Genomic DNA, 23,550 nt, shown 5'->3' with positions numbered 1-23,550 from the left:
CTCCTTACTTCGCTGCCGCGGATGCGGCGGAAGCGGCGGGTTTCGCGGCGGATGCGGCCGATGCCGGGGCGGAAGCCGCGCCGGCGGCGGGCTTGGCGCCGGGCGCCTGCCACGGCACGGGCTTGACCGTGGCGCCGGGCTGCAGTTTCTGGAAGCCGTCAACCATGACCTGCTCGCCGGTCTTCAGGCCGTCCAGCACCACCCACTGGTTGCCTTGGGCCGAACCTATCTTGATGGGGCGCGGGCTGACCTTGCCGTCGGCCCCCACCACCATGACCGTATCGCCCTGCGCCGTGCGCGTGACGGCCTGTTGCGGCAAGGTGATGGCATTGCTGACCTGCGCCTGCTCCAGGCGCACGCGCACGTAGAGGCCCGGCAGCAGCTGGCCGCCGGGGTTGGGGACTTCGGCACGCAAGGTCACCTGCCCGGTCGTGGCGTCCACCGTCAGGTCGGAAAACAGCAGGCGGCCGGGGCGCGCGTATTCGCTGCCGTCTTCAAGCACGATGCGCACGCTGGCGGCTTCGGCGCCGCTGGCGCGCTTGAACTGGCCGCTGTCCATCGCGGCGCGCAGCTTCATGATCTCGGGCGCCGACTGCGTGAAGTTGACGTACATCGGATTGATCTGCTGGACCACCGCGAGCTGCGTGGCCTCGCCCTGACCGACCAGCGCGCCTTCGGTCACCAGCGCGCGCCCTATGCGGCCCGAGATAGGCGCCGTCACCGAGGCATAGCCCAGGTTGATGTTCGCGGTCTGCACGCTGGCCTTGCCCACAGCCACGTCGGCTTCGGCCTGCTTCTGCGCGGCCACGGCGTTGGCGTATTCCTGCTTGCTGACGGCATTGGCTTCCACCAGCGGCTTGTAGCGTTCAGCCAGCGCGGTCGCCTGCGCCAGGTTGGCTTCGGCGCGGGCCTGGCTGGCCTTGGCGCTGGCGGCCGCGGCCGCATAAGGCGCGGGGTCAATGCTGAACAGCTGCTGGCCTGCCTTGACGTCGCTGCCTTCGCGGAACAGCCGCTTTTGCAGGATGCCGGCGGCGCGCGCCCGGACTTCGGCCACGCGTGAGGCTTCCAGGCGGCCGGGCAGCTCGGTGATCAGGCCGACATCGCCCTGGGTCACGGTGACAACGCCGACTTCCGCAGGCGGCGGTGCCCCGCCGGGAGCGCCTGCGCCTTTGCCGCATCCGGCCAGAAGCAGCGCCAATGCGGCCGCGGCGGCAAGGGGCTGGTATTTCAGGAATGGGGGGAGTACAAACGAATGGGCAACGCGAGACTTGGGCATGCTATTCCTCGAATTTTTGGGAAAAAAGCGCAAAGCAAAAGACGTAGCCGGCAATTGGGGCACAGCCCATTTGCCGAAAACAAAAAGAATAAGGGTTTTTGCGAGTGTTATAGTTTACATACATTTGTGAATGTATAACAAAAATCCAGAAATTCACCTTGGAGGCAGTCAATGGCCCGTCGAACAAAAGAAGAGGCTCTGGCCACGCGCCACAAGCTGCTGGACGCCGCTGAGCACCTGTTCCAGGCGCAAGGGGTGTCGCGCACCAGCCTGCAGGACATCGCCAGGCGCGCCGGCGCCACCCGCGGCGCGGTCTACTGGCATTTCAAGGACAAGGCGGACCTGTTCAACGCGATGATTGATCGGGTCACGCTGCCCATGGAAGAGTCCTTTCACCATGAGAACGAACAACAGGAAGCCCCGGGCCTGGATGGCGGGGCCGGCCCCAACGCCATAGACCGGATACGGCTGTCCACCGTCAATGCTTTACGGCAAATCGTGACCGATATGCAGACCCGCCGGGTGTTCGAGGTCGCGACCCAGAAAGTCGAATATGTGGAGGAACTGCAGGCCGTGCGGCTTCGCCACCTCAGGGTGCGCAACGGTTTCGTGGAACGCATAGCGCAAAGCCTGGGAACCGCCGCGGAGCAGATGAACCTTGCCTTGCCGGTGCCGGCATCGGTGGGGGCGCAGGGCCTGCATGCGCTGATCGACGGGCTGATCCAGAACTGGCTGCTGGACCCGCAGGCTTTTGACCTGCTGGAGGTCGGCCAGTGCGCGATCGACGTTTATCTGCGCGGCCTGGGATTTCCCGGGGAAACGCAGGGCGGCACGTCCAAACGCGCTTAGTGCAGATGCCGGGGCTTGCGCCCGCCGCCGTGGCCTGAGCCGCCCTGCGGCCCGCCCAGCCCCCGTGGCGGCTTGCCGAGCTGCATGGAGTTGACCAGGGCGTCAAAACGCTGCTCGAACAACCTGTCGACGGCCGCGACGACTTCACCGAGCTCGGAGCCGTCGAAGTGGCGCTCCATCAGGCCTATCATGTCCTGCACCAGCAAGTCGCGCTGCACCTGCATGATGGCGGCCGGCGTCGGGCCGACGAAGTACATCGCGAAGTCGTCGCGCGCTTCTTCATCCTCGTCGCCCTCCTCCTCATCGAAGTCGGAGTCGTAGAAGGTCACCTCGATGGGCGCGCCCGCCTCGGCGAGGTCGTTCAGGCCCATGCACATTTCGTCGAGGGCCTGGCGGAAATCCTCGTCACCCGGCACGGTCCAGCACATCTGCAGCAGGTGTTTATGAACGTCGAAGCGAATGCCCGGTTCTTCCTCATAGGCGCTCGCGGCGGCCGCCGCCAGGGATTTGGAGCCCGTGTACTTCCACAGCGGCTTCAGGGCCTCCTGCAGCTGCTCAAAGGTAACTTCCACACGCAAAGGCACTTCACCGTGCACGTGGATCTCAAAAGGTGTGTTGTAGCGGGACATGATGGAATTTATCTTACCCAGTTTTCGAAGGCGTGCCCGGCGCATGGGTGAGCCGCTGTGCTGTGGTGCCTGAGACCGGAATCGAACCGGTACGCCCGCTATTCACGAAGCGGCGGATTTTAAGTCCGCTGTGTCTACCTATTTCACCACTCAGGCTCAAACGCTTTATTTCAAAGGCCCCGTGCAAACATCCGGCCCGGCGTCTGTGGCCTATTGTCAAACAAAAAAGCCCCATGGCTGGGGCTGATTGCAGGGTTTGATGGAGGCGCGGCCCGGAGTCGAACCGGGCTAGCCGGATTTGCAATCCGGTACATAACCGCTTTGTTACCGCGCCGTATTCTGTCTGCCACCGGCTTCGGCACCATGGCCTTGCCGACTATCCGTGAAACCCCAATGAAAAAGGACAGCATTTTGAAGTGCTGCCCTTTGAATTGGAGCGGGAGAAGAGTCTCGAACTCTCGACCTCAACCTTGGCAAGGTTGCGCTCTACCAACTGAGCTACTCCCGCGATAACAGCCTCAAATTATAGCGTAGTTTTTCGGCTTTTCCAAACTGTCCAAAAAAACTTTGCGAAAGATTCAATGTTTGACCGTGCCCGCGGCTTCCGCCGGCGCAGCCGCGGCGGCCTGCGCGGCAACGGCGGCTTCTTCATCCGTCAAGGGAACAGGCTGGCGCTCCAGCGCAACCTGCAGCACCTGGTCTATCCATTTCACCGGCACGATCTCCAGGCCGCTTTTGACGTTGTCGGGAATCTCCTGCAGGTCCTTGGCGTTTTCTTCGGGGATCAACACCGTCTTGATGCCGCCGCGCAAGGCTGCCAGCAGTTTTTCCTTCAGGCCGCCGATCGCCGTGACTTCACCACGCAGCGTGATCTCGCCCGTCATGGCCACGTCGCCGCGCACCGGGATGCCGGTCAATGCGGACACAAAGGCCGTCGTCATCGCGGCGCCGGCGCTCGGGCCGTCCTTGGGCGTCGCGCCGTCGGGCACGTGGATGTGGATGTCACGCTTTTCGAACATCTCGTCCTTGATGCCCAGCACCTTGGCGCGGCTGCGCACCACCGTGCGCGCGGCTTCCACGGACTCTTTCATGACGTCGCCGAGCGAACCGGTGCGCGTGATCACGCCCTTGCCGGGCATGATGGCCGCCTCAATGGTCAGCAGGTCGCCGCCGACTTCGGTCCATGCCAGGCCCACGACCTGGCCGACTTGGTTCTGCTGCTCGGCGCGGCCGTAGTTGTATTTGCGCACGCCCAGGAACTCATTGAGATTGTCCGGCGTGACCACGACCTTGGGTTCCATCTTCTTGAGCTGTATGCCCTTGATGACCTTGCGGCAGATCTTGGAGAGTTCGCGCTCCAGCGAACGCACGCCGGCTTCGCGTGTGTAGTAGCGCACGATGTCGCGCACGGCCTGCTCCTGCACCTCGAGCTCGCCTTCCTTCACGCCGTTGTTCTTGACCTGCTTGGGCAGCAGGTAGCGCATGGCGATGCTGGTTTTTTCGTCCTCGGTGTAGCCGGACAGGCGGATGACTTCCATGCGGTCCAACAGGGCCGGCGGAATGTTCATCGAGTTCGAGGTGGCCACGAACATCACGTCGCTGAGGTCGAAGTCAACCTCGACGTAGTGGTCGCCGAAGGTATGGTTCTGTTCCGGGTCCAGCACTTCCAGCAAGGCGCTGGAAGGGTCGCCCCGGAAGTCGGTGCCCAGCTTGTCGATCTCGTCGAGCAGGAACAGCGGGTTGCGCGTGCCGGCTTTGGTCAGGCTTTGCAGGACCTTGCCCGGCAAGGCACCGATATAAGTGCGGCGGTGGCCGCGGATTTCCGCCTCGTCGCGCATGCCGCCCAGGGCCATGCGCACATACTTGCGGCCGGTCGCCTTGGCGATGGACTGGCCCAGCGAGGTCTTGCCCACGCCGGGAGGCCCGACCAGGCACAGGATGGGCGCCTTGAGCTTGTCGACGCGCTGCTGCACCGCGAGGTACTCGACGATGCGGTCCTTGACCTTCTCGAGCCCGTAGTGGTCTTCGTTGAGCACGTTCTCGGCATTGCCCAGGTCGTGCTTGATCTTGGTCTTCTTGCTCCAGGGCAGGCCGGTCAGCACGTCGATGTAGGTGCGCACCACGGTCGCCTCGGCGGACATGGGCGACATGAGCTTGAGCTTCTTGAGCTCGCTCTCGGCTTTTTTACGGGCTTCCTGCGGCATCTTGGCCGTCTTGATCTTCTTCTCGATCTCCTCGATGTCGGCGCCCTCTTCGCCTTCGCCCAGTTCCTTCTGGATGGCTTTGACCTGCTCGTTGAGGTAGAAGTCGCGCTGGTTCTTTTCCATCTGGCGCTTCACGCGGCCGCGGATCTTCTTGTCGACATTGAGGATGTCGACTTCGCGCTCGAGCTGCTCATAAAGGTTTTCGAGCCGCGCCTTGACGTTGGCCAGGTCCAGGATGACCTGCTTCGCGTCGAGCTTGAGCGGCAGGTGCGCGGCAATCGTGTCGGCCAGGCGGCCGGCATCGTCGATGCTGGAGATCGAAGTGAGAATTTCGGGCGGAATCTTTTTGTTCAGTTTGACGTAGTGGTCGAACTGCTGCATCACGGCCCGGCGCAAGGCCTCGATTTCGCTGGTCTTGTCGCCGGCAACCACGGCCACGGTTTCGACGGGCGTGACGTTGGCCGAGAAATGTTGCTCGCCTTCTTCAATCTTGTTGACGCTGGCGCGCTGCTGGCCTTCAACCAGCACCTTCACGGTGCCGTCGGGCAGCTTGAGCAGTTGCAGGATGGTGGCCACGCAACCGACCTCAAACATGTCCTCGACCGAGGGCTCGTCCTTGGCGGCGGCTTTTTGCGCCACCAGCATGATGCGGCGCTCGGCTTCCATGGCCGACTCCAGCGCCTTGATGCTCTTGGGGCGGCCCACGAACAGCGGGATCACCATGTGCGGAAAGACCACCACGTCCCGCAAAGGCAGGAGGGGGAGGTCAATGGGGGTGGAAGGCAATGAAGTTTGTCCGGACATATAAACCTTAAACGTTAGCCGTGACGGCCAGTTGCATGGCCCGGCGAAACACAATCAACCCAGACATGGGGCGCAGGGGAGCGCTTTTCAAGCATTCCGGCCAGCCTTTGGGGGATTCAGGCTTTCTTGGCCGCTTCACGGTACACGAGCAGGGGGGCCTTGTTTTCTTCGATTGTGGACTCGTCCACAACAACCTTGTCCACATTGCTGGCATTGGGCAGGTCAAACATGGTGTCGATCAGCGACTGCTCCAGGATGGAGCGCAGGCCGCGCGCACCCGTTTTGCGGGCCAGGGCCTTGCGGGCGATGGCCTTGAGCGCAGAGGGGCGAATCTCGAGGTCCACGCCTTCCATGGCCAGCAGCTTGCTGAACTGCTTGACGACGGCGTTTTTCGGCTCGGTCAGGATCTGCACCAGGGCGTCTTCGCTGAGCTCGGCCAGCGTGGCGACCACGGGCATGCGGCCGACCAGTTCGGGGATCAGTCCGAACTTGATCAGATCTTCCGGCTCGACCTCCTTGAAGGCTTCGGTCAGGGTGCGGGATTTTTTGCTCTTGACGGTCGCGCCAAAACCCATGCCCGAGGCTTCCGTGCGGTTTTCGATGACTTTTTCCAGGCCGGCGAAGGCGCCGCCGCAGATGAACAGGATGTTGGTGGTGTCCACCTGCAGGAAATCCTGGTTCGGGTGCTTGCGGCCGCCCTGCGGCGGCACCGAGGCCATGGTGCCTTCGATCAACTTGAGCAGCGCCTGTTGAACGCCCTCGCCCGACACGTCGCGCGTGATGGACGGGTTGTCGGACTTGCGCGAGATTTTGTCGATTTCGTCGATGTAGACGATGCCCTGCTGGGCGCGCTCGACTTCATAGTTGCAGCTCTGCAGCAGCTTCTGGATGATGTTTTCGACGTCCTCACCCACGTAACCGGCCTCGGTCAGCGTGGTGGCGTCGGCCATCACGAAGGGCACATTGAGGGTGCGCGCCAGCGTCTGGGCCAGCAGGGTCTTGCCCGAGCCGGTGGGGCCGATCAGCAGGATATTGCTCTTGGTCAGCTCAACGTCGTCTTTTTTGGCTTTTTCCTTGTGGCGCAGACGTTTGTAGTGGTTGTAGACGGCCACGGCCAGCGTGCGCTTGGCCGGTTCCTGTCCGATCACATAGCCGTCGAGGGTTCCCTTGATTTCCAGGGGAGTGGGCAAATCGGTGCGGGTTTCGCGGACATCTTCGCCGGCGGGGAGTTCGTCGCGAATGATCTCGTTGCAGAGATCGATGCATTCGTCGCAAATGAATACCGAGGGGCCAGCGATCAGTTTTTTGACTTCGTGCTGACTTTTACCGCAAAAAGAGCAGTGCAAAGTCTTTTCGCTGGAGGAGCCTTTTTTCTCGGCCATTGGTGGGGATGCCTTTAAGGAGCCTGAAGGGAACTGTTACCTAATGATAACCAATAAAAAAACGGCGTTTCTGTTACAGAAAACGCCGTTGTTGCAGAGCAACTTGAGGGGGTCGGGCCGGCCAAGCCGGCTTGACCGCCCCGGGGACGCTTAAGGCCGCTTGGCGATCACCTGGTCGACCAGGCCGTATTCCTTGGCGTCGTCCGCGAACATGAAGTAGTCACGCTCGGTGTCGCGCTCGATCTTCTCGATCGGCTGGCCGGTATTGGCCGCCAGGATGCGGTTGAGCTGGTCGCGCGTCTTGAGGATGTCACGGGCGTGGATTTCGATGTCCGTCGCCTGGCCCTGGGCACCGCCCGAGGGCTGGTGGATCATTACGCGCGAATTCGGCAGCGAAAAGCGCTTGCCCTTGGCGCCGGCCGACAGCAGGAAAGCGCCCATGCTGGCCGCCATGCCCACGCAGAGCGTGGAGACGTCGGGCTTGATGAACTGCATGGTGTCGTAAATCGCCATGCCGGCGGTGACGGAGCCGCCCGGCGAGTTGATGTAGAAGGAAATGTCCTTGTCCGGGTTTTCGCTTTCCAGGAACAGGAGCTGGGCCACCACCAGGTTGGCCGTCTGGTCGTTGACCGGGCCCACCAGGAAGATCACGCGTTCCTTGAGCAGGCGCGAGTAAATGTCGTAGGAGCGCTCGCCGCGACCGGACTGCTCGATGACCATGGGCACCATGCCCAGGCCTTGCGCATCCAGGGCGCCGGCTTGCGGGCCGGTATGGGCGCCGCCGTAAATACTGTTTCGGACCATCATGTGTTCTCCAGAGATGTTTGTACTGTACCCAAAAATTCCACCCGGGAATTCCGGCGAAGGCTGGCGGCGCACTCGCGGGCTGCCGATGCCGTAGCCCAAAGAAATTGGGGCCTGCGCCGCAAAGCACAAGCCCCAATGTCAGCAAAGACGCTGAAGAATCAGTTCTGGCCCATCAGGTCGTCGAAGGAAATGGCTTTTTCGGTGACCTTGGCCTTGCCCAGCACGAAGTCGGTGACGTTGTTTTCGATCACAACCGCCTCGACTTCGGCCATGCGGCGGTTGTCGCTCAGGTACCAGCGCACCACGTCCTGCGGTTTTTCGTAGCTGGCGGCCAGCTCTTCAATGTGGGCCTTGAGCTGCTCGGGCTTGGCCTGCAGTTCGTTGGTACGCACCAGTTCGGCCACCACCAGACCCAGGCGCACGCGCTTTTCGGCTTGCGGGCGGAAGATTTCTTCGGGAATCGGCGCCTTGTCGGCGTCTTTGATGCCGCGCTGCTTCAGGTCGGCGCGCGCGCCTTCGACCATGCGGTCCAGTTCAGCCTGCACGCTGGACTTGGGCAGGTCGAGTTCGGCGTTGGCGACCAGCGCGTCCATCACGGCGTTCTTGTTGCGGGCCAGCAGGCGGAACTTGACTTCGCGCTCGAGGTTTTTCTTGATGTCGGCGCGCAGGCCTTCAACCGTCGCATCGGCGATGCCCAGGGACTTGGCCAGGGCTTCATTGACTTCGGGCAGGTGGGCGGCTTCGATCTTCTTGACGGTCACGAGGAAGTCGGCCTGTTTGCCGGCCACGTCCTTGCCGTGGTAATCGGCCGGGAAGTTCAGCGGGAAAGTCTTGCTTTCGCCGGTCTTCATGCCGCGCACGGCGTCTTCGAATTCCTTGAGCATCTGGCCGTCGCCGATCAGGAACTGGTAGTCCTCGGCCTTGCCGCCGGCAAAGGGTTCGCCGTCGATCTTGCCTTCAAAGTCGATGGTGGCACGGTCGCCGTCCTGCGCGGGCGCATCGGCGGCGCGCTGGGCGAAGGTGCGGCGCTGCTTGCGCAGGATGTCCAGGGTCTTGTCGATGGCCGCGTCGCTGACTTCGGCGCTGACTTTTTCGACCTGGGCGTTCGACAGGTCGGCGATCTTGACTTCGGGATAGACCTCGAAGACCGCGTCGAACGCGAGTTCGCCTTCGGGGGCGCCCTCTTTTTCGCTGATGCGGGGCTGGCCGGCAACGCGCAGCTTGGCTTCGTTGGCGGCCACGGCAAAGGCTTCACCGACCTTGTCGTTCATGACCTCGTAGTGCACCGAGTAGCCGTAGCGCTGGGCCACGACATTCATGGGAACCTTGCCGGGACGGAAGCCGTCCATCTTGACCGTGCGGGCCAGGCGCTTGAGGCGGGTGTCAACTTCCGACTGGATGGTGTTGACGGGCAGCGTGAGCGTCATCTTGCGCTCGAGCTTTTCAAGGGTTTCAACAGTCACGGCCATGATGGTCTTCCTAAGATCAAAAAGTAGTCAAAACAGGTTTTCACCTGGCATGTCGCGGGTTTTCCGCAACGACTGAGCGCATGGACGCAAGAACTGCCGCCCGCAAGCCTCAGGGTGGTGCGCGGGGGGGGACTCGAACCCCCACACCATTGCTGGCGTCAGGACCTAAACCTGGTGCGTCTACCAATTTCGCCACCCGCGCGCCGGAAATAAAAACGGGAATCCGAAAAACCTCCGAATCCCCGCTTGAAATCGGTCAACTCTCTATTTTAGCCGTATCGCGCCCGGTTTTTGCGTCCGGGTGGCCGGCCGCAGAGAATCAGGCCGGCAATGGCTTCTCGGCCGTGGGCGGCCCGGCCTGCAGCCTGTCTTCGCGTTTGACCCGGAACCACGCCGCATACATTGCAGGCAAGGCCAGCAAAGTCAGCACCGTCGCCACAATCAGCCCGCCCATGATGGCGACCGCCATCGGCCCCCAGAACACACTGCGCGACAGCGGGATCATGGCCAGCACGGCGGCGGCGGCCGTCAGCACGATGGGCCGCAGCCGGCGCACGGCCGCCTCGACGATCGCGTTCCAGGTCGGCACGCCGCGGGCACGGTCCTGCTCGATCTGGTCGATCAGGATCACCGAGTTGCGGATGATCATGCCGAACAGCGCAATCACGCCCAGCAGCGCCACGAAACCGAAGGGCCGGTTCAGCGCCAGCAGCGCCCCGGCCACCCCCGCGATGCCCATGAAGCCCGTCACAAAGGCCAGGATGGAACGGCTGAAGCTGTGCAGTTGCAGCATCAGCAGGGTCAGCACGATAAACAGCGCGACCGGCAGGCCGGCAACAATCGAGGACGAGCCCTTGCTGCTTTCCTCCACCGCGCCGGCCACCTGGATACGGTAGCCCTGCAGGCCTTTTTCCAGCCATTTCGCTTCCAGTGCCTTGAGCTTGGGCATCAGTTCCTGCGTGACGGTGGCGCCCTGCAGGCCTTCGACGATGTCGCTTTGCACCGTGATGGCGTAGTCGCGGTTCTCGCGCCACATCACGCCCGGCTCCCAGGTGAACACCGGCTTGGCGATCTGCGTGAGCGGAATCGATTTACCCGACGCCGTGGGCAGGTAGGCATTGCCGATGTCGGTGATCGCATTGCGCTCGTCCAGCGGCTGGCGCAGCACGATGTCGATCAGCTTGTCGCCTTCGCGGAACTGGCCCACGGGCGTGCCGGCCAGGATGGTGCGCGAGGCCTGAGCGATCGACTGGCTGGTCACGCCCAGCGCACGCGCCTTGGCCTGGTCCACCTCCAGGCGCAGCACCTTCACCGACTCGTTCCAGTTGTCGTTCACGCCGCGCGTATTGCCGCTTTCGCGCATCACGGCCTTGACCTCGTCGGCGCGCTCGCGCAGCACCAGCGGGTCTATGCCCACCACGCGGAACTGCACCGGATAGGGCACGGGCGGGCCGTTGGGCAGCAGCTTGACGCGGCCGCGCACCTCGGGGAATTCGGTGGCCAGCAGGGCCGGCAGCTTGATGCGCAGCGACTCGCGCACCTTCAGGTCCTTGGGCAGCACAATCATCTGCGAGACGTTGGTCTGCGGAAAGACCTGGTCCAGCGGCAGGTAAAAGCGCGGCACGCCCGAGCCCAGCCAGGTGCTGACCGAACTCACGCCCTCCTCCCGCATCAGGCGCTGCTCCACGCGTTTGGCGGTGGCCTCGTTGGCGGCAAAGGAGGTGCCTTCGGGGAACCAGATGTCGACCATGATCTCGGGCCGGCTGGAATCGGGGAAGAACTGCTGCTGCACCTTGCCCATGCCCACGATGCCCAGCACGAAGATCAGCACGGTGGCGCCTATGGTGAGCCAGCGGTGCTCCACGCACCAGTCCACCGTTTTACGGAAGTTGCTGTAAAACGGGCTGTCGAACATCTCGTGCGGGCTGTCCTTGCCGGCAGCCACTTCCTGCACGTGCGGCGGCACCTTGAGCAGCAGCGTTCCCAGGTAGGGCACAAAGTACACCGAGACGATCCAGCTCAGCACCAGCGCGATCACCGTCACCGCGAAAATCGCGAAGGTGTATTCACCGGTGGTGGATTTGGCCAGGCCGATGGGCAAAAAGCCGGTGGCGGTGATCAGCGTGCCTGTCAGCATGGGCATGGCGGTGATCTCATAGGCAAAGGTGGCGGCGCGCACCTTGTCGTAGCCCTCCTCCATCTTGCGCACCATCATCTCGACGGCAATGATGGCGTCGTCCACCAGCAGGCCCAGCGCGATGATCAGCGAGCCCAGCGAAATCTTGTGCAGGCCTATGCCGTAGTACCACATGGCCAGGAAAGTCAGGCTCAACACCAGCGGGATGGTGATGCCCACCACCAGGCCGGGCCGCATGTCGATGTAATAGCGCTTCCAGATCGGCAAGGGGCCAGCCCCGTTGTCCGGGCGTTTGTGAAAGCCCAGGCTGATGAAGCTCACCGCCAGCACGATCACCACGGCCTCGATCAGCACGCGCACAAACTCGTTCACCGAGGTGGCCACCGCCTTGGGTTGGTTCTGCACGTTCACCAGCTTGATGCCGGCCGGCAGGGTTTTGTCGATACGGGCCGACAGCGCCGTGAGCGACTTGCCCAGCGCGATGATGTCGCCGCCCTTGGCCATGGACACGCCCAGCGCGATCACTTCCTTGCCCTGGTGGTGCACCTTCACGGAAGGCGGGTCCACATAGCCGCGCTTGATCTCGGCGATGTCGCCCAGCCGCAGCTGGCCGCCCGAGCTGCCGCGTATCGGCATGGCGCGCAACTGCTCTATCACTTCGAACTGGCCCGCCACCCGCACCTGCACCACGTCCAGCGGCGTCTGCACCGCCCCGGCCGCCTCAACGGCGTTTTGCTGGCCGAGCTGGGCCAGTACCTGGTTCAGGTCCAGCCCCAGCTGCGCCAGGCGCTTTTGCGAGATCTCGATAAAGACTTTTTCGTCCTGCACGCCGAAGAGCTCGACCTTGCTCACGTCCGGCACGCGCAGCAGCTGCTGGCGCACGTCGTCGGCAAAGGTCTTGAGCTCGGCATAGTTGAAGCCGTCGGATTCCAGCGCGTAGATCACGCCGTAGACATCGCCGAATTCGTCGTTGAAGAAAGGCCCCTGTATGCCGCCCGGCAAGGTGCCGCGCATGTCGCCGATTTTTTTGCGCACCGAATACCAGACGTTGGCGACCTCGCTGGGTTTGGAGGAGTCCTTGATCTGGAAAATGATCTGCGACTCGCCGGGCTTGGAATAGCTGCGGATGCGGTCGGCATACGGCGCTTCCTGCAGCGTGCGTTCCAGCTTGTCGGTGACCTGCTCGGCCACCTGCTGCGCCGTGGCGCCCGGCCAGTAGGTACGCACCACCATGGCGCGGAAGGTGAAAGGCGGGTCCTCGTCCTGCCCGAGCTGGAAATAGGACGCGAAGCCCAGGATCATCAGCACCAGCAGCAGGTAGCGCGTGAGCGCCGGATGGTCCAGCGCCCATTTGGAAAGGTTGAAGCGGGTCGAGGGCGGAGCGAGTTCGCCGGCAGGGCTGTTGCCGTCGTGGTGGGCTTGCGTCATGGCCGCCTCACTTCGCGCCGGAGGCAGCGGATGCGGGCGCCGCGGCGGCAGCCATGGCATTCGGGCTGGTCTGCGCCGGCGTGGCGCCGGCCAGGGCCACACTGGGCTGGTAGAAAGTGACTTTCTGGCCCGGCGACAGCACATGCACGCCGGCGCTCACCACCAGCATGCCGGCTTGCAGTCCCGAGGCCACGACCACGTCGTTGCCGTCGGCTGTGGCGACCTGGATGATTTGCGGCTTGACCGTCATGCTGGCCTTGTCGACCACCCACACGGCCGTGGCCTTGCCTTCCTGGCGCAGCGCCGTGGTCGGCAGCTTGATCACTGGCAGGCCGACGGCGCTGCCCGATTCCGGCACCACATACACCGTGGCGCCCAGCGGCGGCGGCTCCTTGGCATCGATAGAAACCTTGACGGTATAGGTGCGCGTGACCGGGTCGCTGCTGGCAGCGACTTCACGGACCTTGCCGGCCAGATCGGCATTTTGCGACCAGACGCGTATCTTGACCGCCGATCCGGCCTTGATGCCGGCCACCTTGTCTTCGGGCACCGAGAACACCACGTCGCGCACACCGTCGGCCGCGATGCGCACCACCGGCGCGCCTGCCGCCACAACCTGGCCAGGCTCGGCCTCGATGGCGGTCACCACACCCGACACATCGGCGACCAAGGCCGCGTAATTGGCCTGGTTGCCCTGCACGGCGAACTGCGATTGCGCCTGCTCGAGCTGCGCCTGCGCCGCCTTGAGGGTGGTTTCGCGGCGCTCCAGCTCGGCGCCACTGATGAAGTTCTGCTCCTTGAGCTCCTTGTAGCGCTTGAAGTCGGCAGCGGCCAGGTCGCGGTTGGTGCTGGCCGCAGCCACCTGGGCACGGGCCGCATCGGCGGCCAGCCTGAAGTCTTGCGGGTCCAGCTGGGCCAGCACCTGCCCGGCCTTGACGCGCTGGCCGAGCTCGGCCTGGCGCTTGATGATCTTGCCGCCGACCCGAAAGCCCAGCCTGGACTCGACCTGGGCTTTGACTTCGCCCGCATACTCATGGCTGGACGAAAACGCGTCGGTCCCCACGGTGAGCACCTTCACGGCGCGAACCGGCTCTTCGGGTGGGGCGGGCTTGGAACAGGCGGCCAGCAATAGAGCAGCGCCCACCACGGAGAAAACGGTTTTATTCATGGTCGGATTGGTGTGAAAACTCGGACGGCATGCAGCCAGGAGAAGCTTGGAAAACTCACTACTGACTGACCGGTTAGTAATCTAGGGTAAATGCTGAGGCTTGTCAAGCGACAATCGCCCGCATGACCCCAGGCCTCCAACAGCCCAGCGCCCCGGTTCCCCTTCAGGGGGTGTCGCACTATGAAAACTTCCCCGTGGCCTCGCTGCTATGCCCGCCGCAGCTACGCCCGCCCATCGCGGCTATTTACTGGTTTGCCCGCACGGCCGACGACATCGCCGATGAGGGCGAAGCCACGCCGCAGGCCCGGCTGGACGAGCTGGCCGCCTATCGCGCCGACCTGATGGCGACCGCAGCGGGCCTGCCGCCCTCCCCGCGCTGGGCGCCGGTCTTTGAGCAGCTACGCCCCCAGCTGGCCCGGTTCGAACTGCCCGTCAGCCTGCTGGCCGATTTGCTCAGCGCTTTTGAGCAGGATGCGGTCAAGCAGCGTTATGCCGACGAAGCTGAACTGCTGGACTACTGCAAGCGTTCGGCCAACCCCGTGGGCCGGCTGCTGCTGCACCTCTACGGCATCCAGGACGCCGCTTCGCTGCGGATGAGCGACGACATCTGCACCGCCCTGCAGCTGATCAATTTCTGGCAAGACCTGGGCGTGGACATTCCGCGCGGCCGCATCTACCTGCCGGCCGACGCCTGGGCCCGCCACGGCGTCGATGAAGCGCAGTTGCTGGCGCTGCAAGCCAACCCGGCCACCCTCGCGCTGATCGCGGCCCATGTGCATGCCGCGCGGGCCATGATGCTCAGAGGTGCGCCCCTGTGCAAGAAGATTCCCGGGCGCGGCGGCTGGGAGCTGCGCCTGGTGGTGCAAGGCGGCCTGCGCATCCTGGACAAGATAGAAGCGCAGGGCTTTAACACCTTGCAGCGGCGCCCCAAGCTCAAGCCCTGGGACTTGCTGCTGATGGGCTGGCGCGCCTTGTGGATGCGCTGATCCGGCCCATGAAGACGCGGCATCCCATGTGACAATCGCCGCATGACGCCTGAGCAGTATGTCCAGCAAAAAGCCGCCGCATCCGGCAGCAGTTTTTATTACGCCTTCCTGTTTTTACCCAAAGAGCGGCGCGCCGCCATCACGGCTTTTTATGCCTTTTGCCGCGAGATCGACGACGTGGTCGACGAGGTCACCGACCCCGGCGTGGCCCGCACCAAGCTGGCCTGGTGGCAAAACGAGGTCCTGAAATCCTATGCCGGCGAGCCGACACACCCGGTCATGAAAGCGCTGATGCCGCTGGCCGCCACCTACCGCATCGAGGCGCGCCACCTGCAGGCCGTGATCGACGGCTGCCAGATGGACCTGGAGCAAAACCGCTACCTCGACTTCCCCGGGCTCAAGCAGTATTGCCACCTGGTGGCCGGCATCGTGGGCGAGGTGGCCGCGCGGATTTTCGGCCAGGCCGACGAGGCCACCACCGCCTACGCCCACAAGCTGGGCCTGGCCTTCCAGCTCACCAACATCATCCGCGACGTGGGTGAAGACGCGATGCGCGGGCGCATCTACCTGCCCGTCAACGAGCTGCAGCAGTTCGACGTGAAAGCGCACGAGATCTTGAAGCGCCAGTACTCCGACCGCTTTACCGCGCTCATGAAATTCCAGACCGAGCGCGCCCTGGCGCTTTACGACGAAGCGCTGGCCATGCTGCCCGAAACCGACCGCCGCGCGCAAAAGCCCGGCCTGATGATGGCCAGCATCTACCGCACCCTGTTGCGCGAAATCGCCGCCGACGGCTACCAGGTGCTGCACCAGCGCGTGAGCCTCACGCCGCTGCGCAAATTCTGGCTGGCCTGGAAAACGCAGGCTTTCGGACGAGTTGTCTGACCATGAGGGTTGCAGTGATTGGCGCGGGCTGGGCCGGCTGCGCCGCTGCCGTCGAAGCCACCCGCCTGGGCTACCAGGCCACCTTGTTTGAAACCACCCGCACAGCGGGCGGCCGCGCGCGCCGGGTGGGCGCCACCCTGCAGGGCGAACCGGTGGTGCTGGACAACGGCCAGCACATCCTGATAGGCGCTTATGCCGAAACCCTGCGCCTGATGAAAGACCTGGGCGTGGACACCGAGGCCACGCTGCTGAGGATGCCGCTGACATTGCAGTTTCCCGATGGCGGCGGCCTGAAGCTGCCGCAGCTGCCAGCCCCGGTCGATGCGCTGGCCGGCATCCTGCTGGCGCGCGACTGGCCACTGGGCGACAAATTTTCCATGCTCAAGCTCGCGGTGGGTTGGCAGCTCAAGAAATTCCAGTGCAAGCCCGGCGAGTCGGTGGCCGACCTGTGCCGCGGCCTGGCGCCCGGCGCCATGGCCGCGCTGATCGAACCGCTGTGCGTCTCGGCGCTCAACACGCCCGCCGAACGCGCCAGCGGCCAGGTGTTCCTGCGCGTGATGCATGACGCGCTTTTTTCGGAGAGCGGCGGCTCCAACCTGCTGCTGCCGCGCACCGACCTCAGCACCCTGCTGCCCGATGCGGCGCTGTCCTGGCTGGCCGCGCAGGGCAATGCGCCGCAGCTGGGCGCGCGCGTGCAGGCCATCGCGCCTCTAGGCTCGGGCTGGGTCGTGAGCGCCGATGCCAGCGCGGCCTTCGACTGCGTGGTGCTGGCCTGTCCGCCGCAAGAGGCCGCGCGCCTGGTTGAAGGCAGCGGCGTGGCCGCGGTGGACTGGCTGGCGCGCACGCAGGGCCTGCAGCACGAGGCCCTGACGACCGTCTATGCCTGGGCTTCAGGCGCGTGCCTGCCGCTGCCCATGATGGCCTTGCCGTCCAATGCCGCGGAGCCGGCCCAGTTCGTGTTTGACCGCGGGCAGCTGGGCGGCCCGGCCGGCCTGCTGGCCTTTGTGATCAGCGCCAGCAGCGGCGACAGCGCCACGCTGACCGCGCAGGTGCTGGCGCAGGCGAAATCGCAACTCTGGCACCTGGGGCTGGGCGGCATGCAGGCGGTGCAGACCATCGTGGAAAAACGCGCCACTTTTGCCTGCACGCCCGGCCTGTTGCGGCCCGGCGCCGAGGTCGCGCCCGGCCTGTATGCCTGCGGCGACTACATCGCCGGGCCCTACCCCGCCACGCTGGAAGGCGCGGTGCGCTCCGGGCTGGAGGCGGCCCGGCATCTTCATTGAGCGGGCGGATTCAGGCGCTTTTGGCCAGCACACGCACCGTGCGGTAAGCCGGCCGCGACAGGCAGCGCTGCAGCCATTCATCCACCTTCGGGCATTTCTCCATCAGCCCGGCCGCGCCCTGCACCCAGGCCAGCACCGAGGCCACGCAGATGTCGGCCGCGGTGAAGCGCTCGCCGGCCAGGTAGGGGCGGGCCTGCAGGTGCTGGTCGAGCACGCGCAGCGGCGTCAGCAGGTGGCGCTCGGCGTCGTCGGCCAGCTGGGGCTTGCGGCGGTCGGCCGGCATCAGGATGCGGTGCATCAAAAACGCCAGCGCGTCTTTTTCGCACTCGGTGACCACCCAGAAGCTCCAGCGCAAAATCTCCGCCTGCTCGGCATGGTCCTGCGCGGCCAGCAGCGGCACGCCGGGCGCCTTGAAACGCTCGGCCAGGTAGAGCACACAGGCCATGGACTCCCAGACCAGCACGCCTTCGTCGTCCACCACGGGAATCCGGCCGTTCGGGTTGATGGCCAGGAACTCCGGGGTGCGTGTGGCGCCGCCCGTGAAGGGCAGCGGGATGTGTTCATGGGCCAGGCCCATCTCATGGACCAGCCACAGCGGGCGCGCCGCGCGCGAGGCCGCCGTTCCGTAAATCTTGAGCGTCATGAGAAGCCCCTTATGAAAGACCTTGTCTCTGCAGTGTCAGCGCGGGAACAAATCACAGAGCTCGGTCAGCGTGGCCACCGTCTCGTGCGGCACGGCCGGGTGCGCCCACAACTGGTCGGAGCGGTTGACCCACACCGTCTGCATGCCGCAATTGAGCGCGCCCAGCACGTCCAGCGTGGCATCGTCGCCCACATGCAGCACCTCCCCGGGCTGCACCTCCACCGCGCCGGCCGCGGCATGGAAGATGCGGGGGTCGGGCTTGCCCACGCCGAACTGCTGGGCGCTGATGCTGGCCTTGAAATAGCCGTCTATGCCTATGCGCCTGATGTCGGCATTGCCGTTGGACACCGCCACCAGCGGGTAGCGGTCGGACAGGAACTCGAGTGCCAGCACCGCGTCCTCAAACAGCGTGACCTTGTTGCGCTCGTCAAAAAAAACATCGAAGGCGGGCTCGGCCAGCAGCGGGTCCTCGCGCGAGCGGTACAGCGCCAGCCGTATCGCCTCGCGGCGTATGGCGCTGAGGTTGTACTTGAGTTCGGGGCGCGAGCGCGTGACATGCTCGCGGATTTCGTGCCGCGCGGCGGGGTTGGAAAACAGCGCCGCGGTCATGGGGGCATGCCGGCTGAGCCAGTCGTCCAGGGCTTTCTCGGCTCTTTCGATGGCCGGCCAGATGGGCCACAGCGTGTCATCGAGGTCTAGCGTGATGGCTTTGATGGTGGTCAGGTCGAGCATGGTAAGCAGGAAATGGATAGGCGAGAATAACCCATGTTTTTTCGCCCCCGCTTCGCTCCCGAACCGCCCTTCTCCCACGGCGCGCCGCCCGTCGGCCCGTCGGCCACCTCCACCACCGCCGTGCTGCTGTGCAACCTGGGAACCCCTGACGAAGCCACGGCGCCGGCGCTTCGCCGCTACCTGGCCGAGTTTTTGGGCGACCCGCGCGTGGTCGAGATCCCCAAACCGCTGTGGTGGCTGATCCTGCACGGCATCATCCTGCGCGTGCGGCCCAAAAAATCGGCCGCCAAATACGCCAGCATCTGGATGAAGGAGGGCTCGCCGCTGCGGGTCTGGACGCAGAAGCAGGCCACCATGCTGCGCGGCTACCTGGCGGTGCGCGGCCACCCTGTTGAGGTGCGCTACGCCATGCGCTACGGCAGCCCGTCCATCGCCTCGCAGCTGAGCCGGCTCAAGGCGGACGGCGTGGAACGCGTGCTCATCCTGCCGGCCTACCCGCAGTACAGCGGCACCACCACCGCCAGCGTGTTTGACGCGGTCTACCGGTGGGCGGCGCGCATACGCCGCATTCCCGAGCTGCGCTTCGTCAACCATTACCACGACCACGAGGGCTACATCAAGGCCCTGGCGGCCCGCGTGCGCGAGCACTGGCGCACCCAGGGCCGCGCCGAACAGCTGGTCATGAGCTTTCACGGCGTGCCCGAACGCACGCTCGCGCTGGGCGACCCTTACCACTGCGAATGCCACAAGACCGCGCGCCTGCTGGCCGCGCAGCTGGGCCTGGAGCCCGCGCAGTACAAAGTCACCTTCCAGTCGCGCTTCGGCAAGGCCAAGTGGCTTGAGCCCTATACCGAGCCCACCCTGGTGGCCATGGCCCGGGCCGGCGTCAAGCGGGTCGATTTGATCTGCCCGGGTTTTACCGGCGACTGCCTGGAGACACTGGAAGAGATCAACATGGAGGCGCGCGAGGCCTTTCTGCAGGCGGGCGGCAAGGAGTTCTGCTACATCCCCTGCCTCAATGACAGCCATGAGTGGATCGCGGGGCTGGCCGAGATCGCGCAGCAACACCTGGCGGGCTGGCCGGTGCAGGCCGATGCCGCCGAAGCGGCCAAGGCGCTGGCGGCTTCGCGCGAACGGGCTTTGGCCCTGGGCGCGAAGAAATAGCCGGGCCGGCCCAAGCTTGAATCAGGCCTTGAGCTTGAGCAGTTGCACCATCAGCTGCGTGGTCTTCACATCGAAGTCGATAAAGCTGCCGAGGTCCGGCCCCGACATCCAGGACTGCTCCCAATAGCTTTCCTTGAGCGTCTTCTTCCAGAGCTCATAGGCCAGTGAAGCCTTCACGCCCTCCACCATCTCGGCCTGGCGCGCGGCCGGCACGGCAGCGCCGGTGAACACGGCGCGCCAGTTGGTAAGGTCCACGTCCAGCCCCTGCTCGCGCACCGACTTGACGCCGTAAGCGGCTTTTTTGGAGGAGACACCGAGGGCGCGCAGCTTGCCGCCGGCCAGCTCCGCCCTGAAGGTGCCGTAGCTCGAAACGCCGGCCGCCGCCTTGCCGCCCATCACCGCATCGACCAGCTCGAAGTTGCGCGCGAACGGCAGGTAGACCGCGTCTTCCGGCCTGGCGCCGGCGGCCTTGGCCAAGAGGCCCGCGAATACATGGTCGGCGCCGCCGACCGCGCCTATGGCCATGGAGGTCTGTTTGGCGTTGCCGCGCAGGCGCTCCACCAGTTCGTTGATGGTCTTGAGCGGCGATGCGGCCGCCACCACGACCACCGGGTAGTCGCTGGTCAGGCGCGCAATCGGCTTGACCTTGCCGAGGTCCACGGCCGGTTTTTGCAATGCCAGTGCGCCTACGAGGTTGCTGTCGCCCATGAACAAGGCGTTGGGGTCGGCGCTGTACTTCTGCACATACCAGGCCAGGCCCGCGGTGCCGCTGCCACCTTCCTTGTTCTCGTACTCGATCTCGTCGCTCAGGCCCTGGCCCACCAGGGCATCGCCGAGGGCCCGGCCGGCTTCATCGAGCGCGGTGCGGGACATGGCGGGAATGACGATGCGCAGCTTGGGCGCCAGCTTGCCCTTGGGCGCGGACTGGGCCCAAAGCGGTGCGGCCGTTCCGAGGCCGGCGAGGGCACCCAGAACCGTGCGTCGTTGGATGGTCAGCATGTCTTTTTCCTCCCAAGCCCATGGTAGATGGAGTTCCCAGGGCAATGGCTAGGTGTTTGATCCAGTGCCCGGACCCTTGCACCTGAGCACTTTTCATGCCACACGCAGGGGCACGGGTCCCCGGGCACCGCACCCGGGGCGCGTGCGAGGCTCAGGCCTTGAGCTTGAGCAAATGCACCATGACCCGCGAAGTGGTCAAGTCAAAATCGATGAAGCTCATGAGGCTGGGGCCCGAGAGCAGCGAAGACTCCCAGTGGTTCTGCTTGAGCGTTTTCTGCCAGGACTCATGGCCGGTGGCCGCCTTCACGGCTTCCAGCATTTCCGCCTGGCGCGCCTCGGCCACGTTCTGGCCGGTGAACACGCCGCGCCAGTTGGCCATGTCCACATCCACTCCCTGCTCGCGGATGGAGGGAATGCCGAACACCGTGCGCTTGGACGACACACCGATGGCGCGCAGCTTGCCGCTGGCCAGCTCGTCGGCAAATTCGCTGTAGCCCGAGATGCCGGCCGCCGCCTTGCCGCCCAGCACGGCCTGCACCACCTCGGCGCCGCCGGCAAAGGGCAGGTACACCAGCTCCTCCGGCTTGCTGCCGGCCGCGCGGGTGAACACACCGGCGAACACATGGTCCACGCCGCCGGCGGAGCCGCCCGCGATGGGAACGTCCTTGGGATTGGCGCGCATACGGCCGGCGAGGTCCGCAATGGTGCGCACCGGCGAATTGGCGGCGACCACCACCACGAGGTAGTCGCTGGTCAGCCGCGCGATCGGGCGAATGCGGCTCATGTCGACGGCGGGCTTTTGCAAGGCGACCGCGCCCACCATCACCATGCCGCCCATCAGCAGGGTGTTGGCGTCGCCGCTGTATTTTTCGGCGTAGTAGGCAAGGCCTATGGTGCCGCCCTTGCCGCCCTTGTTTTCATACTCGATCTCATCCGTCGCGCCCGCGCCCACCAGCGCCGTGCCCAGGGCGCGGCCGGTCTGGTCCCAGCCGCCGCCGGCGTTGGCCGGGATCACGATGCGCAGCTTGGGCGCCAGCTTGACCACCCTGGCTTTGGGCTGTGCGGCTGCCGGCGGCCTGGCCGCCGTCTGTGCCCACGCGGGGATGGCCCCGCCCCATGTCGCCAATCCCAGCCCGGCGAGTCCTCCCAGGGCAGCGCGTCGTTTGATGGTCAGCATGTCGTCTCCTTCGTCGTTGGAACCTCAGCTTACAGATTTGCTCCTCGTCCAGTATTTGGCAAGGCGCGGCAGCACCAGCACCGCCACCACGATCACGACCAGCGTGATCGACATGGGACGCTGGAAAAACACCATGGCGCTGCCCTCGCCTATCGACACGGCGTTGCGCAGCTGCGCCTCCGCCAGAGGGCCCAGGATCATGCCGACCACCACGGGCGCGGTGGGGAAGTCGTACCGGCGCATCAGCACGCCCAGCAATCCAATAGCGTACAGCAGGAATAAGTCAAACGCGCTCTGGCGCATGCCGTAGGCGCCCACCGTCGCGAAGATCAGGATGCCGGCATAGAGCTGCGGCTTGGGGATTTTCAGCAGCTTGACCCACAGGCCCACCATGGGCAGGTTGAGCACCAGCAGCATGACGTTGCCGATGTACAGCGAGGCGATCAGCGCCCACACCAGCGCGGCGGAGGTGGTGAACAGCTGCGGGCCGGGCTGGATGCCGTAGTTCTGGAAAGCGCCCAGCAGGATGGCCGTGGTGTTCGAGGTCGGGATGCCCAGCGTGAGCAGCGGGATCAGCGCCGCCGTCACCGTGGCGTTGTTGGCCGCCTCGGGGCCCGCCACGCCTTCGATGGCGCCCTTGGTGCCGAACTCGGCCCTGATTTCGGGACTCGCCAGTTTCTTTTCCGTCGCGTAGCTCAAGAAGGTCGGTATCTCGGTGCCGCCGGCCGGAATGCAGCCGAAAGGCGTGCCGATCGCGGTGCCGCGCAGCCAGGCGGGAATCGAACGCTTCCAGTCGGCCTTGGTCATGTGCACGCGGCTGAGCTTGTTCTGGTCTTCCACCGTTTTGCCCTCATAGAGCACGGCGTAAAGCACTTCCGCCACCGCGAACAGGCCCACGGCCACCAACACGATTTCAATGCCGTCCAGCAGCTCCGGGATGCCGCCGGTGTAGCGGCCCTGGCCCGAGATCTGGTCCAGGCCGACGCAGCCGGCAGCCAGGCCGACCAGCAGCGCCGTCATGCCGCGCAAGGTGCTTTTGCCCAGCACGGCGCTCACCGTGGTGAAAGCCAGCAGCATCAGCAGGAAATACTCGGGCGGGCCCAGCTTGACGGCGAACTCCGCCACAAAGGGGGCGAACAGCGTGACGATGACGGTGGCGATGGTGCCCGCCACAAACGAGCCTATCGCCGCCGTGGCCAGCGCGGCGCCGGCGCGCCCGCTCTTGGCCATCTTGTTGCCCTCCATGGCCGTCACCATGCTGGCGGTTTCGCCGGGCGTGTTCAGCAGGATGGAGGTCGTGGAGCCGCCGTACATGGCGCCGTAGTAGATGCCCGAGAAAAAAATCATCGAGGCGGTGATGTCGACCTTGGCGGTGATGGGCAGCAGCATGGCCACCGCCACCGCCGGGCCTATGCCGGGCAGCACGCCCACGGCCGTGCCCAGGGCACAGCCCACCAGGCACCAGATCAGGTTGACCGGCGTGATCGCCGTGGCGAAACCCGCCATCAGGGCATTAAAGATGTCCATG

18 protein-coding genes and 4 tRNA genes are annotated in these 23,550 nt (G+C 64.8%); 5 read left to right on the top strand and 17 right to left on the bottom strand.

Features of this window, described 5'->3' with window-relative positions:
- Nucleotides 1-4: 4 nt before the first annotated feature.
- Nucleotides 5-1,276, bottom strand: a complete 1,272-nt coding sequence (locus ACEN9P_RS19995; protein WP_477700994.1) for an efflux RND transporter periplasmic adaptor subunit — start codon at nt 1,274-1,276, stop codon at nt 5-7.
- A 171-nt stretch (nt 1,277-1,447) separates the two neighbouring features.
- On the opposite strand from ACEN9P_RS19995, the gene ACEN9P_RS19990 reads away from it, so the two are divergent.
- Nucleotides 1,448-2,125 carry a TetR family transcriptional regulator gene (locus ACEN9P_RS19990; protein ID WP_477700993.1) on the top strand — a complete coding sequence of 226 codons (678 nt, stop codon included), beginning with the start codon at nt 1,448-1,450 and terminating at the stop codon, nt 2,123-2,125.
- On the opposite strand, the gene ACEN9P_RS19985 is transcribed toward ACEN9P_RS19990, so the two are convergent.
- The 11 genes from ACEN9P_RS19985 to ACEN9P_RS19935 all read right to left on the bottom strand — a co-directional run bounded on the left by ACEN9P_RS19985 (nt 2,122) and on the right by ACEN9P_RS19935 (nt 14,153).
- Nucleotides 2,122-2,754, bottom strand: a complete 633-nt coding sequence (locus tag ACEN9P_RS19985) for a DUF6806 family protein (protein WP_007870593.1) — start codon at nt 2,752-2,754, stop codon at nt 2,122-2,124. The two genes, ACEN9P_RS19990 and ACEN9P_RS19985, sit on opposite strands and share 4 nt — an antisense overlap.
- Nucleotides 2,755-2,817: 63 nt before the next feature.
- A tRNA-Leu gene (locus ACEN9P_RS19980) sits at nt 2,818-2,910 on the bottom strand.
- Nucleotides 2,911-3,014: 104 nt separating this feature from the next.
- Nucleotides 3,015-3,088, bottom strand: a tRNA-Cys gene (locus ACEN9P_RS19975).
- Between the two features lie 98 nt (nt 3,089-3,186).
- Nucleotides 3,187-3,262 (bottom strand) — tRNA-Gly (locus tag ACEN9P_RS19970).
- Between the two features lie 70 nt (nt 3,263-3,332).
- On the bottom strand, nt 3,333-5,762 hold the full coding sequence (gene lon / locus ACEN9P_RS19965) for an endopeptidase La (RefSeq protein ID WP_477664561.1): 2,430 nt from the start codon (nt 5,760-5,762) through the stop codon (nt 3,333-3,335).
- A 116-nt stretch (nt 5,763-5,878) separates the two neighbouring features.
- Nucleotides 5,879-7,144, bottom strand: coding sequence for an ATP-dependent Clp protease ATP-binding subunit ClpX (clpX, locus tag ACEN9P_RS19960; RefSeq protein ID WP_074575347.1), 1,266 nt, complete (start codon nt 7,142-7,144; stop codon nt 5,879-5,881).
- A gap of 150 nt (nt 7,145-7,294) precedes the next feature.
- The gene (gene clpP / locus ACEN9P_RS19955; protein ID WP_305790502.1) at nt 7,295-7,951 is read right to left on the bottom strand and encodes an ATP-dependent Clp endopeptidase proteolytic subunit ClpP; all 657 of its coding nucleotides are present in this window, start codon (nt 7,949-7,951) and stop codon (nt 7,295-7,297) included.
- Nucleotides 7,952-8,109: 158 nt separating this feature from the next.
- Nucleotides 8,110-9,420: a trigger factor gene (tig, locus tag ACEN9P_RS19950; RefSeq protein ID WP_413328385.1), complete on the bottom strand. Its 1,311-nt coding sequence runs from the start codon at nt 9,418-9,420 to the stop codon at nt 8,110-8,112.
- A gap of 115 nt (nt 9,421-9,535) precedes the next feature.
- Nucleotides 9,536-9,622: transfer RNA gene (locus ACEN9P_RS19945), tRNA-Leu, on the bottom strand.
- A gap of 117 nt (nt 9,623-9,739) precedes the next feature.
- Entirely contained in the window at nt 9,740-12,985 is a 3,246-nt protein-coding gene (locus tag ACEN9P_RS19940; protein WP_495620266.1) for an efflux RND transporter permease subunit, read from the bottom strand.
- A 7-nt stretch (nt 12,986-12,992) separates the two neighbouring features.
- Entirely contained in the window at nt 12,993-14,153 is a 1,161-nt protein-coding gene (locus tag ACEN9P_RS19935) for an efflux RND transporter periplasmic adaptor subunit (protein WP_495620265.1), read from the bottom strand.
- 122 nt (nt 14,154-14,275) lie between these two features.
- On the opposite strand from ACEN9P_RS19935, the gene hpnC reads away from it, so the two are divergent.
- Genes hpnC through hpnE form a run of 3 tightly spaced genes read left to right on the top strand, consistent with a single transcriptional unit; the run spans nt 14,276 to nt 17,307 of the window.
- Nucleotides 14,276-15,139 (top strand): squalene synthase HpnC, encoded by an 864-nt coding sequence (gene hpnC, locus ACEN9P_RS19930; protein ID WP_495620264.1) that lies wholly within the window; start codon nt 14,276-14,278, stop codon nt 15,137-15,139.
- Between the two features lie 42 nt (nt 15,140-15,181).
- Nucleotides 15,182-16,024, top strand: coding sequence for a presqualene diphosphate synthase HpnD (gene hpnD, locus ACEN9P_RS19925; RefSeq protein WP_477715921.1), 843 nt, complete (start codon nt 15,182-15,184; stop codon nt 16,022-16,024).
- A gap of 2 nt (nt 16,025-16,026) precedes the next feature.
- Entirely contained in the window at nt 16,027-17,307 is a 1,281-nt protein-coding gene (gene hpnE / locus ACEN9P_RS19920) for a hydroxysqualene dehydroxylase HpnE (protein WP_495620263.1), read from the top strand.
- A 10-nt stretch (nt 17,308-17,317) separates the two neighbouring features.
- On the opposite strand, the gene ACEN9P_RS19915 is transcribed toward hpnE, so the two are convergent.
- Nucleotides 17,318-17,950, bottom strand: a complete 633-nt coding sequence (locus ACEN9P_RS19915) for a glutathione S-transferase family protein (protein ID WP_477664649.1) — start codon at nt 17,948-17,950, stop codon at nt 17,318-17,320.
- Nucleotides 17,951-17,986: 36 nt separating this feature from the next.
- The gene (locus tag ACEN9P_RS19910; RefSeq protein WP_477664648.1) at nt 17,987-18,682 is read right to left on the bottom strand and encodes an HAD family hydrolase; all 696 of its coding nucleotides are present in this window, start codon (nt 18,680-18,682) and stop codon (nt 17,987-17,989) included.
- 33 nt (nt 18,683-18,715) lie between these two features.
- Between ACEN9P_RS19910 and hemH the strand changes: the two genes are divergently transcribed.
- Nucleotides 18,716-19,846, top strand: a complete 1,131-nt coding sequence (hemH, locus tag ACEN9P_RS19905; protein WP_495620262.1) for a ferrochelatase — start codon at nt 18,716-18,718, stop codon at nt 19,844-19,846.
- Nucleotides 19,847-19,867: 21 nt separating this feature from the next.
- Here hemH and ACEN9P_RS19900 read toward each other — a convergent pair whose 3' ends face one another.
- The 3 genes from ACEN9P_RS19900 to ACEN9P_RS19890 form a co-directional block, all read right to left on the bottom strand.
- Entirely contained in the window at nt 19,868-20,845 is a 978-nt protein-coding gene (locus tag ACEN9P_RS19900; RefSeq protein ID WP_495620261.1) for a Bug family tripartite tricarboxylate transporter substrate binding protein, read from the bottom strand.
- Nucleotides 20,846-20,996: 151 nt separating this feature from the next.
- Entirely contained in the window at nt 20,997-22,022 is a 1,026-nt protein-coding gene (locus ACEN9P_RS19895; RefSeq protein WP_495620260.1) for a tripartite tricarboxylate transporter substrate binding protein, read from the bottom strand.
- A 24-nt stretch (nt 22,023-22,046) separates the two neighbouring features.
- Entirely contained in the window at nt 22,047-23,549 is a 1,503-nt protein-coding gene (locus tag ACEN9P_RS19890) for a tripartite tricarboxylate transporter permease (RefSeq protein ID WP_495620259.1), read from the bottom strand.
- Nucleotide 23,550: the final 1 nt, after the last annotated feature.

The organism is Polaromonas sp. Polasp52 (assembly GCF_059491565.1).
This window is presented reverse-complemented; position numbering and strand designations above follow the sequence as displayed.